The sequence below is a fragment of the Aestuariimicrobium sp. p3-SID1156 genome, from assembly GCF_025144225.1.
Taxonomy (GTDB): domain Bacteria; phylum Actinomycetota; class Actinomycetes; order Propionibacteriales; family Propionibacteriaceae; genus Aestuariimicrobium.
Window position 1 is genome coordinate 18,921 of the sequence record NZ_JALXXB010000009.1, and the last position, 11,433, is coordinate 30,353.

An 11,433-nucleotide genomic window follows, 5' to 3' on the forward strand; every position below is an offset into this window, starting at 1 on the left:
AAGTCCTGCCTTAGTTGTGAATGCTTTGTGAATTGGTGGTTAGTTCGGGTCTGGGCTGCCTGGTCCCCAGTTGCCGGGCTCCAGAATGTCGCCCACACCGGGCGCCAAATCGTCGCCATAGTTGGGCGGTGGGGTGTAGCCGCCCCCGTAGCCGGGGGAGCCGGTCTTGTCCTCCAGTGCTCGAAGGCGGGATTTAATCCCGTCGATTTCGGAGCCGTAAGCATTCTTGAGCGCGTTCAACTCCGATTTAGTGGCACGCTTACCAAGTTCCCGTTTCAGCGCGACATCCCCGTTGTAGCGGGCCCGGTCGACTTGGTTCACCCATGTGGTCCACGCTTTTTTGGCGATGGTGCCGGCCTGTTCAGTGAAACGGCCATCGACGTAGGTGGTCCACGCCTTCCTCCCCAAATCGGATTTGACACCCACCATGTCCGTTTTGAGGCCCGTCAGCAGCGAGGGCACGTCGGCCTGGCTGCCGTCCACAGCGGCGGTCCAGCCGTCATCCCCAGACAGGGTGGTGATGGTGTTGCCGTTGGCGTCGGTGACCCGGATTTGCCCATCGCCCGGCCCGAGCGTGACGCGACCCAGCGGGCGGGTGGCGAGGTCGTTGATGCGGCGCATCATCTCCCGCAGCGTGGCCGCCAGCGTGGCGGTGTTCAGGTCGGAGTCGCGCATCAGGGGTTCTCTCGCAGCAGGGACAGGGTGAACGTGTCGGGTTCGCCGGGGCGCGGCTGTCGCCATTCCCAGCCGACGAGACGGGCCGTGCCACGCTCCGAGGTTGGCATGGACAGCGACGGCTCCTTGATCCACGTGTAGGCGTGGCCCAGCACCGGCCCACCAGTCGGCATTGCATCGGAGGCGACTTCCACCTGGAACGGCTGATATTGCGCGGTGAGTTCGCGGATGGCGCGTGCCCCGTCGCGTGCCACCCCCTCATCGGTGGTGGCGTTGCTGCCGGTCCACGACCGTGACCAGCGGGGGAACCCTGGCGGGCGGACAGCGCGAGGACGCGCCTGCGGCTGGTCAGCACCAGCACCCGACCCCCACGCCCACATGTCGAAACACAACTGCTCCACCGACTGCTCATCGCTGATGTCGACCACGCCGGCGGGGATGCTGCCCGGTGTGACCGCCTCCAGCGCGGTGTCGGTGCGGTCGCCCCGGATCTCGGGGGTGTAGAGGCGGAGGTAGCGGCGCAGCTGGTCGGGCGCGGTCAACTCGACGTTGATGTCCCACTCGAACGCATCACCCTGCAGCTCGCGCATCTTCGCGCCGTACATGTCTTTGCCGGCTTCGGCTTTGAACGGGCCTTTGGGGACGGCGGTGGTGCCACCAGAGCCGGGGTCGAGCTGCACTTCATTGCCCGAGGTGGTGAGGTCGGTGATGAGTTGCCGGAACTGGGCCACGCGGTCAACCGACGCCAGGTTCCAATTCTTGGTCATGACGTTCTGGTCGAAATAGCCGCGCCACGTCCTGCCGGTGATGCGGACCACGGGGGAGGCGTGGGTGCGGCTGGTGCTCTCCACCCACCACTCGCCCATCGGACGGTCCCATGCAGGGCGGCTGGTGCCTGCGTCAATGTCCTCACGGATCGGCACCATGGTGCGGTTGCCGCGCTGCACCAGCCGCAGCACCCGCTCACATTCGGCGAACGCTGCAGCCGATGGTCGGGTTGGGTCCAGGCCAGCCATCTGCACCACGCGGCGCATGTCGAGATCGGCCTCGAAGCTGCCCACCTGCGTGAAGGAGTCAGAGAACCGCACATTCGACAGCGGCAACTCGTAGCTGTCAATTTTTCCGCTGAGCATCGCGGCGCTGTAGAACCTCAGCTCCATGTCGACCGCCAGTGAAGCTCGCTGGTGCCCTGCCCGGTGCCGCCCGCAGTGACAGCGGATGCGCCCGGCGGGATGGTGGGCCACGCCCCGAACGCCTGCCGGCGGCTGCCGGTGTTGGTGGCAGGGTCACGCACGTCACGGCGGGCAAGGTCCACACGCAGGCTCTTGCCGCTGGACACTGACCCCTCGTAGCGCCACTGCTGCCCGGCGATGGTGATGCTGGGGTTGGCGAGCGGGCCGCGCAAAATGAGGGTCGCCTCAGCGGGCAGGTTCCCCGCATTGGTGGCGGTGCCCGACTTGCCCGGCTGCAGAGTGAGCACCGACTCGAGGGCAGCCACCCGCACAGAATGGGGCGAGGCCAACTCCAGAGTGAAGATCGCCTCAGTCAACGTCTCCGGCGTGATCTGCGGGGCACGCAACCGGGTCACCTCCCGCACCATGCGCTGGACGCCCAACCATTCCTCGCGCACCACGAGGTCACCCGAACGCTCACCGGACAGGACAGCGCCCAACTTCTCCATCCGCCGCTGCAGATCCCCACCATCACGCGCCTGCACTACGCCCTCAATGACGATCAGGCGGCCACGGCGCACGATCTGGCCCATCAGGCCACCGTCAGCAGCCTCGTACGGCACCGGGCCGCCAGCGAAGTCCACACCATTGACCCAGCCGTCGAAACGCTCCACGCCGTAGCCGAAGCCGGGGTCAGTGCCGTACAGTTCCAGCCCGTCGAGGGTGATGGTGGTGCAGCTGCGCGGCGCGTGCCAGTCGTCCAGGTATGCACGGCACAGGCTCACATTGCACCTCCGGGGATAGCAGCGGCGCGCAGCTCGTGGCGCAGCATCGACATGCTGCGGCTCGCCACCTCTTGGGGGTCGGGACCGTAGATGTTCTGGACGTTGTTCAGTCGTGACCCACCAGACGGCGCAGCGGGGGCGTTGACGCCACCTGCCGCGTAGGGCACCACCTGCCGGTTGAAGCGGCGGGCGACTTCCTCAAGGATGTCCAAAGACCGGGCACGCTTCGAGGCCGCCAGCGGGATGTAGGCCTCGCCGCCAGTCTCCGGCTCGCCCCACACGCGCCACGACCCGGCAGGGGCGATCTGGGCAACGTGGCGCTCGCGCATTCCACCGTTGGCGTAGTAATCAACGACGCCGCCCTCAGCCATGCCGAAGCCCGCGGCGCCCAGTGCAGCGAGTGAGCCCGTGGTGACGCCGCGCACCGTGACGGTTACCGACTTGGATCGAATCGTGCCCAATGCGGCAGACAGGTCCCAAACCTTCGTAGCGGCAGCGTCCGCGCCCTTGGTCTCCACCTTGGCGACGGTGCTGCCCGGCACCATGCCGAGCGCGGCAGACAGGCCCTGAGCGTGCGCGATTGCTGCCTGGGCGCCGGGTGCGGACACGTTGGCGACAACGGAGCCCGGCACTGCGCCGAGCGCGGCAGACAGATCCGTGGTCTTCTTTTTCGCGTTGTCCAGCCCGGGGGTCGAGAAGGCGGTGATGATCTGCTCGGGCGTGAGTCCAGCCTTCTGGATGTAGGCGTCGAGCGCGGCGGTGCCCATACCATAGGCTTTCGCCATCTTCTCAATGTCGGCGCGTTGACGGGCGCCCAACTTGAGCAGCTCAGGAAGGGTCGCACCCTCCTCGGCGCGGGTTTTCATCACGGCCTGGTGAGCCTTGGCGAGATTCTGCAGCGCCTGCCAGTTCGCACGGCCCGCATCGGTGTCCATGTTGAGGGTGCGGCCATGCTCCTTGAGCGACTTCGCCGCGTCATCCAGCGCAGCCTGGTAGCCCAGTTCGGCATCAACGGCGGACAGTGCCACATTGCTGAGATCGAAGTAGGCGTCGCGCTGCTCCTTGGCTGCCTTTGCGGCAGCCTCCGAGGCGGCGGCGCTCATCTTCGAGGCGTCCGCCAGCGCGGTGACGTCCTTGCCTGCGGCCTTCGCGGCAGCCGCACCCTTCTGCACGGCGGCGGGGACCTTGCCGCCCATCCAATCCACGAGATCCTGGTTGGACAGGTTGAGCACGCCCACATCGGCGGCAGCCTTGCGCATCGCCTCCATGGTCTGGGGCATGTGCTTGGCCAGCTGGTCCGCGCCCAACCCGGCCTGCTTTGCAGACGCCCCGATATGGGCGAACGCGGCAGCATGGTCCTTCGTGTTCATTGTGGACAGCGCCGAGTCCAGGTTCTTGACGTTGTCGACCAGTGTGGTCCAGCGAGTATCAACCTTGATGTTCGCCATCTGGCCGAGGCTCTTGCCCAGGTTGCCGATGTGCTTCCCAAGCCACGAGGTCTTTTCCAGCCCACGGAAGGCGTCAGCCAGGTTGTGGATCTGGTCGCTGGCGCGATACCCCCAGTTGTCGATGCCCGACGAGATCAGGTCATCCAGCGACCGCTTCGCATTCGGGGCATTTCGTGCGACGGCCAGCAGCGCCCGACCATAGGAGTCGGTCGAGACAGCGGCTTTGTCAGGCAAGGCCTCCAGTGTGACCATGGCGGCAGCGATGGCGCTGAGTCCGATCGACGCACTCGTCATGCTGCGCAGGCTGGTCAGTTCGGTGACGAGCGCCTTGACCCCACCGGTCACGTTCTGGGCGATCTCCAGCGACTTGATGGCCGCCGACACCTCCCGCAGCGCGGCAGCAGTCCTGACCACGCCGATGGCGCCAGCGGCCAGCCCAGCAACACCAGCCACCGTGCCGCCGAGCACAGCGGTCAACGTCTGGTGCCGGGCAGCAAAATCAGTGAGCCCAGTCAAGCCCTGCACCAGGTCGCGCAGCGGCCCATTCGCGGAGCCACCCATGGCGATCATCAGGTTCTCCCACGAGCCACCCAGCTCGGCAAGATCACCCTTGAGGTTGTCGGTACGCTTCGCGGCCATCTCCGCGGCAGACCCGAAACCAGCCATGGACTTCGACATCGCGTCGTAGCCCTCAGCGCCCTTGGTGGTGAGAATCGAGGCCACACGCATGGCGTCCGAACCGAACATCGTGGCGAGGGCGGCGTTGCGCTGCTCCACTGACAAGTCGGAAAGCTTGGATTCCAGCTGGCCAGCCAGGTCGCGCATCCCCACGAAGTTGCCGGACGCGTCGAAAGCGTTGATGCCCAATTCGAGCATCGTGTTGGCGGCCTTCTTCGACGGGTTCGCCAGCGACATCAACATCGTCTTGAGCGACGTGCCGGCGTCGGAGCCCTTGATGCCGTTGGCGGCGAACAGGGCAAGGCTGGTCGTCGTGTCCTCGATGGTGAGGCCCATCGAGTTTGCGACCGCGCCCACCTGCGACAACGCCATGCCAAGGTCACGCGCCGAGCCGGTCGCAGCACCAGCACCCTGAGCCAGCAGGTCAGCCACATGGGTGGCGTCCGCACCCGTCTTGCCGAACATCATCAGAGCGTCGGCAGTCAACTCGGCAGCAGCAGCAACCTGCATACCGTCAGAGGCGGCCAGCGCGAGCGCGCCAGTCAGACCACCACCGATGATCTCGGAGGTGGACAGGCCAGCCTTGCCCAGCTCCTCGATAGCCCCGGCAGCCTCCGTGCTGGAGAACTGCCCGAACTCCGCACCAGCGTCCATCGCGGCCTTGCGAAGCTTGTCGAGGTCGGCAGCACTCGCACCAGTGGCGGCGCCCACCTGCGACATAACCTCATCGAACTCGGCGAACTTGCCGACCATCGCACCAATGGCGCCAACGGCAGCCACCGACCCGAGGACAGCAGCCCGCCCAAGGTGTTCAAAACCCTTCTGCTGGGCCAGCTTGTCGGTGGCCGAAACCACCTTGCCGGTGCTGGCGGCAGCCTGCTCCATGGCCGACTTGTAGCCGCCCACATTCGCTGAGAGGACTACCCGCACACTCTTGTCGGCCATCAGCCCTCCTTGGTCAGCAACTTCTTCATCGCCGCGGTGTAGTCACTGATGAACTGGCGAGGTCCCATCACCCACGTCCGGGCACGCTCAGGGTTGGTCTTGGCGTCCTTGTGCCCATCACGCTTCGCCTGCTGCGTCTGCGCCTTGTCCAGCGCAATCTGGGCAGGGCACACGAACGCGGCACTGGAGTAGTCGTGGTACGTCTTGCCCGCATGGGAGGCGATCGGGTCGCCACAGCCGGGGCACAGGGTGTCCTGGTACTCGCGCCACAGGTCCAGCAGCAGCAGGTCAGTCGTCAGCCATGCAGGGGTGGACCACGTGCCGAGGTCTGTGGGGACAGTCAGTGACTCCCGCCCCCACAGCACGGTCGGCGCGATGCCGAGATCCAGCGCGGTCTTGATGTCGCGCCGGACTTCCGCGGACTCGGCTACCGCTTGGCGAAAAAATCCACGTCCGGCGCGTAGTTGTTGGCCCGGAGCGCGGCACTGGCGAGCTTGCCCCGCTCACCCGCTGACAGGTGCGGGTACAGCCGCATCAGATCCTCGGGAGTCAGATCAGCGGGCGTGCCGTCCAGCGCCTCCACGCGATGCAGACAGCGCCTCACCAAGTCGGTGTCGTCGGTCTGCTCATCCTCGGGCTTCTGCTTCCACCCGGCCATCAGGGCGCGATACTCGGCCTCCGGCAGCCCCATCATCACCACAACGATGGACGCCGCATCCACAGCCTTCTGCGCCTCCTCGGCAGCCTTGCGAGCCTTCGCCAGCGGATCACCCGCCAGCTTGGTCGGGCGGCGCTCACCCTCCACCGGCTGCGGCTGGGAACGCTCAACAGCCTCCAGCCTGCCGACGGCGATCTCCAGCGCATCGGCAGCCTCAGGGTCCAGGCAGATGGTGGCGCGGTCGGTGGGGCGCTTGTCGCCGCTGATACGGGCATTCAGCAGGGCGCGGTAGTCAACGGCGGGCTTGTCAGTCATGGTTGGCTCCAATCAGGCTCCGGGGACAGACCAGCCCCCGACGCGGAGCCAAACGTCGGGGGCTGGGGTATGGGTGGAGGGGGCGGTCAGGCCACGAGGGCAGAGAACAGGCCCTTGCTCTTGGCCTGCACGGCCAGCGCGTGCGTGGCCTCGTAGGTCTGCCCATCCTCGTTCGACAGCGCCACAAGAGTCTGGCTGGCAACAATGACCGACACCGCCTCGTACTTCTGCCCGGCAGCCGCAGCATCGGTGTGCTCAACGCCGGGACGGTGAGCAATGACCACGCGGGCATCCTCAGACAGCAGCTCCATCAGGGCGTTCTCGGCCTGCGGGTCGCCCAGCTCCAGCACCAGAGCCTCCACAGAAACGTTGCGGGCGCCGGGGGTCTGGCGGGCGATCTTGTCACACAGCATCCGCCGCTCACGCATCTGCACGTCAACGTTCAAGCCGAACGCCGTGGTGGCGCACTCAATCGCGGTGCCAGAGTTCCACTCGGCCACAGTGATCTTGTTGATGTCGGCGACGGTCGGGATGACAACGATCCGGCTGTTGCCAGCAGTCTCCATGCCGTCCGGGTTGTACTCGGTAATGGTTGCACTCATCAGTTGGCCTCCTTGGTGGCCTCGGTGGTGTTCGTGGCCGGGGTGGCCTCCGACGCGGGCGCGCCGGTGATCTGGGTTCGCGGCTTACCGGGCAGCGGGCGACCGTTGACATCGGTGGCCTCGCCCTTGAGCAGCGCATACTTGCCGCTGTCAGCCTTATAGGCAGCCTGCGAAATGGTGGCATGGTGGCCGGTGGCGACAACACGGACGCGGACAGGGTCAATCACGGGAACTCCTTCGGGGAGGGCGGCAGGTGAAATCAGCAGTGGTGGACCAGCGAAAGTCCCCGGCGTTCTCGGCGGGGATCGGGGCAGACGCGAACGCGTAGCGCAGCGACCAGCCATGCCCCAGCCGCAACTCATCCAGCACGTCACGCACCTTCCGAGCAGTGAACAGGCAACCGATCAGCGAATTGTTGACCGACATGGCCAGCACGGTCTGCACGTCACGGTGCGAATGGCCCGACACCTTGCGGATACCGGGCGTGGGGGCATAGCTGGTGAGGACGACATAGGGGCGCAGCGGCGTCCTGGGAACCTCGCCCACCAGGACATCAGTCCCGACGAGGTTGGCCCGCAGCGCATCCTCGCAGGCCTTGAGGATGTCCTCGGCGTTCACTCGAACACCTCCAGCGCAGCAGTGATGCCAGCAGTGAAGCGGGGATCAACGGCCTGCAACGCGGGACCGGCGAACGGCTGGGCTGCCATCTTCGCGGTGCCCCGCTCCTGGAACAGGCCATAGCGCACGGTGGGACCCACGACAGCGGACATGCCCCCCGAGCGACCATCGCCGTAAAAGGTGACGCCGATGGAGTCGCGCAGGTCGCCGGTGGCACCCACGGGGGCGTTGGCCTTCATCACACGCTCCAGCTCCGTGCCGGACGAACGCACCACGCGGGCCACCTTTCGACCCACACGCGGCGAGGACGACTCAAGGTCAACCTTCAACTTCCGCAACTGCGAGTTGTCGATCTTCATCAAGCACCCCCCGGAAGCGTCGGGCCACGGCATGAGTGGCATGGTCAATCTCAGAGACGACGATGGGCACACCCAACAGGCGCGAGTCGGCCGAGGCAGTCAGGACGATGCGGTCGCCCACAAGCAGGTCGGACAGGCTCCATGGGGCGCGCACCTCCACGACGGCCTGCGTCAGGTTCTGCCCGCCGGTGGACGACTGCAGATCAGCAACAGTCACGCGCACCACGCGAACAGGCGTCTGCGCGACAACCTTCCAGCGCTCCACGCGCTGCCCATTGTCCGGGTCGAGGTCGAAACCGTCGACGCGCTCGATGGTGCCGAGGTCCACCATCAGCGACTCAGCCTCAGCGCGCAGGGCAGGCAGGGCGGCGACAATATCTTGGCCGATCAATGCGGCCACCTGCGCAGCCCCGGCTGGTAGGACGGGGAGATGGTGAACGCGCCACGACGACGGCGGCGCTCAGGTGTCAGGTCGCCCCAGTAGCGGGCAAGGATGTCGCGCAAGCTCTCGCGCGCGCCGTTCTCCCAGCGGGTGGCGGTGCGAGCATCGTCCACGCTCGTCTCCTGCGAGACAACCCCGGCGCCCGGCTGCGCAGCCCACTCGGCGACAGCCCAACGGATCACCCGCATCAGGCGGTCGGGATCGAAGCCGGACAGGTCCCCGAAGTGGTCGACCAACATCGCCTCCGCATCCAAGATGGCAAACTCGAGGCGGCGCTGCGCAACATCACCCAGAGGGAAAGGGGCGCCCATCTGGGCCGCCACGTCATCGACGGAAACGAGCATGAGCGCCCCCTCTCGGTCAGCGAGCGTCGTCGGCCACCAGGGCCGCGATCAGCTCGTCCTTCTTGGCGCCGGCGGCGACGACCTTCTCGGCCTCGTCGCGCTCGGCGTTGCGATCCTCGATGAGCTCGTGCAGCTCAGCGACGGTCAGCTTGGAGTAGTCGACAGCCTTGTCCTCGCCGGCCTCCGGCTCGGCGGCATCCTCGGCCAGCAGGTGCGCGCCGACCAGGTCGGACGCCCACTCGGGGACGTCCGACCCGGCCACAAGATGCACGGGCTCGCTGGTCTTCGGGTCGGGCACGACAGTGCCCTCGATCAGCTTCGCCACGGCGATCAGAGCACCTTGACCGACATCGACAGGTTGGCGTTGGCCAGCACCGGCAGGTTGATCGAGTCGCCCACGACCTCAGCGATCATCGGCGGCTTCTCGTTGCGGTACACGCCAGTCACGATTCCGGGGGTCTCGCCATCCTCGATCGCGTAATCCGGGTCGAGGGCGGTGAGGGTCTCACCCCAGAAGGTCGCACCGAGTTCCGACTCGCCATCGGGGGCAACCGGGGCGGGCAGGAACAGCACCTGGGTGTCGGGCAGCACGAGACCAGCCGAGGTGCGGCGGTTGTACAGATGAATGGGCGGCAGCCCAGCACCCTGCACGGTGTTCTGCAGCTCGCTCAGCGTGGCAGCACGGCTCGCGCCGTTCAGCAGCTGGGTGGCCATGCCGGAGGTAGCACCGAGCGCACGCAGCGCACGGTTGCCCATGACGATCGCGCCCGGCTGCACGCCGGCCTTCGAGACGTACAGGTCCAGCCAGGTCTGCAGCTGCCCCAGAGCGTCGGTGCCAGCCGCGGACCACAGCGCCGGGGCGGTGAAGGTCAGGGCGGCATCGCGGCCGAAGTCGTCGTCCGAGATGTAGTTGCTCTGGTTGATGGTCGCCTTGCCGGTGTTCAGCACGACGCCACGAGTGCGCTCGACACGGTCGGAGATCGCGCGGACAACCTGTTCGGTGGTCTTGAAGATCTCGTTGCGCAGGGTCTCGTCGCTCGCGTTGCGGGCACGAAGCTGCTGGTACTCGCTGACCGGAATCTCCTGGGAGACGGCGGGCAGCTCGATCACGACGCGCTTGCCGGGGCGCTTGCGGCCAACCTCGGGCTCAGCGTCGAAGGCGCGGTAACGCGCTTCCTCCACCAGGCCAGAGTCGCCCATCATGAAGCGCACGACAGTGTCGGTCACGTCCTTGTTGGGCAGGAAGGCGGTCAGCGAGCCGTTCCGGGCCTCGTAGTCAGCCTGGAACGAGCGGGCATAGCCGGTCAGTTCCGCGGGAGTGATGATGTCAGTCCAGAGAGCCATCAGGCACCTGCCTCAGTGATGAAGGTGAAGCCGGCCGCGTCGCTGGCGGTGGTCGGAGCCACCCAGGTGATCGGCAGGCGAGCGGTCTTGACCATCCCGTGGCGCAGGATCGGCGCAGGAATCTTGGTCTGGCCGTCGACGGACTGGTCGGTCAGCAGGAAGCCGAGCTTCTCGCCGGTGGCGCCCGTCCACGGCTTCACTGCGCCCTCGGCGGCAGCGTTGACGGCGGTGCCCGACTTGAGCACCCCATCGGGGTAGTGGGTGGCCTTGGTGAAGGTCGACACGTCGATGGTGGCGGTGCGGGCATTGAACATGCCGTGGTCACTCGCCAGCCAGCTCTGGTCGCCCCCACCAATGGATTCGATCTTCATGCGAGGCATGAGTCCTCCTGTGGTGTTGGATCAGTTCTTCTGGGGATGGCGTTCCCGGTACAGGTCACGCCCCGAAGCCACAGAGCCGGACGACTTCACGTCGCCGCCCTGACCGGCGGACCGGTCAGGCTTCGGATTGCGCCGGGTCATCCCCGGCCGTTCAGCGCTGGTGGCGTCTCGCATGCGCGCTGCAACCTCCCCCATGACATCGGGGTCGGAAATCTTGGAGAGGATCGCCTTGTCCTCATCACTCAGGCCCTCGCCATGCTCGGCCACCAGGGCGCGATGCTCGGCGGCCGCTAGACGCTGGGTGATTGCGTCAAGCGCGGCCTGTGTGGAGTCCTCGGCGGACTGCGCCTCGGGTGCCAGCGCCTCCACCAGCTTCTGCAGTGGGGCCAGCTTGGCAACCTCGGCCTCCAGCGCCTGCCGCTTGTCGCGCTCAGTCGCCAGATCGGCGAGGACGGCACTCTTGGAGTGCTCGGACTTGAAGCCGTCCGAGGGCTGCTGCTGAGCCTTGTCCACGCCCTTGTCGCCCTCGGCGGGGGCCTCGGTGGCGTCGGCCTGCATGGTGAAGCCGCCGAACAGGGCGCGGTGGGTGGCGATGATCTCGCACAGCTCGGCGGGCATCAGGGAATCGGGCATGGTGACGGTCTCCGTCCGTTTGGTGCGCCGTCCCG

General features: G+C 66.7%; 16 protein-coding genes. All 16 read right to left on the minus strand.

The window, feature by feature from the left end; genetic code table 11:
- Positions 1–39: 39 nt before the first annotated feature.
- The 16 genes from M3G03_RS10000 to M3G03_RS10075 all read right to left on the minus strand — a co-directional run bounded on the left by M3G03_RS10000 (position 40) and on the right by M3G03_RS10075 (position 11,398).
- Complete coding sequence (locus tag M3G03_RS10000) at positions 40–675, minus strand: hypothetical protein (RefSeq protein ID WP_259809570.1); 636 nt, start codon at positions 673–675, stop codon at positions 40–42.
- Positions 675–1,835 (minus strand): hypothetical protein, encoded by a 1,161-nt coding sequence (locus M3G03_RS10005; RefSeq protein WP_259809572.1) that lies wholly within the window; start codon positions 1,833–1,835, stop codon positions 675–677. The genes M3G03_RS10000 and M3G03_RS10005 overlap by 1 nt, the downstream gene beginning before the upstream one ends.
- Positions 1,826–2,632 carry a hypothetical protein gene (locus M3G03_RS10010; RefSeq protein ID WP_259809575.1) on the minus strand — a complete coding sequence of 269 codons (807 nt, stop codon included), beginning with the start codon at positions 2,630–2,632 and terminating at the stop codon, positions 1,826–1,828. Before M3G03_RS10010 ends, M3G03_RS10005 begins: the two co-directional genes overlap by 10 nt.
- Positions 2,629–5,703 carry a phage tail tape measure protein gene (locus tag M3G03_RS10015; protein WP_259809576.1) on the minus strand — a complete coding sequence of 1,025 codons (3,075 nt, stop codon included), beginning with the start codon at positions 5,701–5,703 and terminating at the stop codon, positions 2,629–2,631. Before M3G03_RS10015 ends, M3G03_RS10010 begins: the two co-directional genes overlap by 4 nt.
- Positions 5,703–6,068 carry a hypothetical protein gene (locus tag M3G03_RS10020; RefSeq protein ID WP_259809577.1) on the minus strand — a complete coding sequence of 122 codons (366 nt, stop codon included), beginning with the start codon at positions 6,066–6,068 and terminating at the stop codon, positions 5,703–5,705. The genes M3G03_RS10015 and M3G03_RS10020 overlap by 1 nt, the downstream gene beginning before the upstream one ends.
- A 62-nt stretch (positions 6,069–6,130) precedes the next feature.
- Positions 6,131–6,676: a hypothetical protein gene (locus tag M3G03_RS10025; RefSeq protein ID WP_259809579.1), complete on the minus strand. Its 546-nt coding sequence runs from the start codon at positions 6,674–6,676 to the stop codon at positions 6,131–6,133.
- A gap of 86 nt (positions 6,677–6,762) precedes the next feature.
- A complete protein-coding gene (locus M3G03_RS10030) occupies positions 6,763–7,278 on the minus strand; it encodes a hypothetical protein (RefSeq protein WP_259809580.1) in 516 nt (171 codons plus the stop codon).
- On the minus strand, positions 7,278–7,505 hold the full coding sequence (locus M3G03_RS10035) for a hypothetical protein (RefSeq protein ID WP_259809582.1): 228 nt from the start codon (positions 7,503–7,505) through the stop codon (positions 7,278–7,280). Before M3G03_RS10035 ends, M3G03_RS10030 begins: the two co-directional genes overlap by 1 nt.
- Positions 7,498–7,896, minus strand: coding sequence for a hypothetical protein (locus M3G03_RS10040; protein WP_259809585.1), 399 nt, complete (start codon positions 7,894–7,896; stop codon positions 7,498–7,500). The genes M3G03_RS10035 and M3G03_RS10040 overlap by 8 nt, the downstream gene beginning before the upstream one ends.
- Positions 7,893–8,255, minus strand: a complete 363-nt coding sequence (locus M3G03_RS10045) for an HK97-gp10 family putative phage morphogenesis protein (RefSeq protein WP_259809588.1) — start codon at positions 8,253–8,255, stop codon at positions 7,893–7,895. Before M3G03_RS10045 ends, M3G03_RS10040 begins: the two co-directional genes overlap by 4 nt.
- On the minus strand, positions 8,215–8,655 hold the full coding sequence (locus M3G03_RS10050; RefSeq protein WP_259809591.1) for a DUF6093 family protein: 441 nt from the start codon (positions 8,653–8,655) through the stop codon (positions 8,215–8,217). The genes M3G03_RS10045 and M3G03_RS10050 overlap by 41 nt, the downstream gene beginning before the upstream one ends.
- Positions 8,643–9,041, minus strand: a complete 399-nt coding sequence (locus tag M3G03_RS10055; protein ID WP_259809592.1) for a hypothetical protein — start codon at positions 9,039–9,041, stop codon at positions 8,643–8,645. The genes M3G03_RS10050 and M3G03_RS10055 overlap by 13 nt, the downstream gene beginning before the upstream one ends.
- Before the next feature lie 16 nt (positions 9,042–9,057).
- Positions 9,058–9,366 carry a hypothetical protein gene (locus M3G03_RS10060; RefSeq protein WP_259809594.1) on the minus strand — a complete coding sequence of 103 codons (309 nt, stop codon included), beginning with the start codon at positions 9,364–9,366 and terminating at the stop codon, positions 9,058–9,060.
- Positions 9,367–9,371: 5 nt separating this feature from the next.
- The gene (locus tag M3G03_RS10065) at positions 9,372–10,385 is read right to left on the minus strand and encodes a major capsid protein (protein WP_259809595.1); all 1,014 of its coding nucleotides are present in this window, start codon (positions 10,383–10,385) and stop codon (positions 9,372–9,374) included.
- Positions 10,385–10,756, minus strand: coding sequence for a hypothetical protein (locus M3G03_RS10070; RefSeq protein WP_259809596.1), 372 nt, complete (start codon positions 10,754–10,756; stop codon positions 10,385–10,387). The genes M3G03_RS10065 and M3G03_RS10070 overlap by 1 nt, the downstream gene beginning before the upstream one ends.
- Positions 10,757–10,786: 30 nt before the next feature.
- The gene (locus tag M3G03_RS10075) at positions 10,787–11,398 is read right to left on the minus strand and encodes a hypothetical protein (protein WP_259809597.1); all 612 of its coding nucleotides are present in this window, start codon (positions 11,396–11,398) and stop codon (positions 10,787–10,789) included.
- Positions 11,399–11,433: the final 35 nt, after the last annotated feature.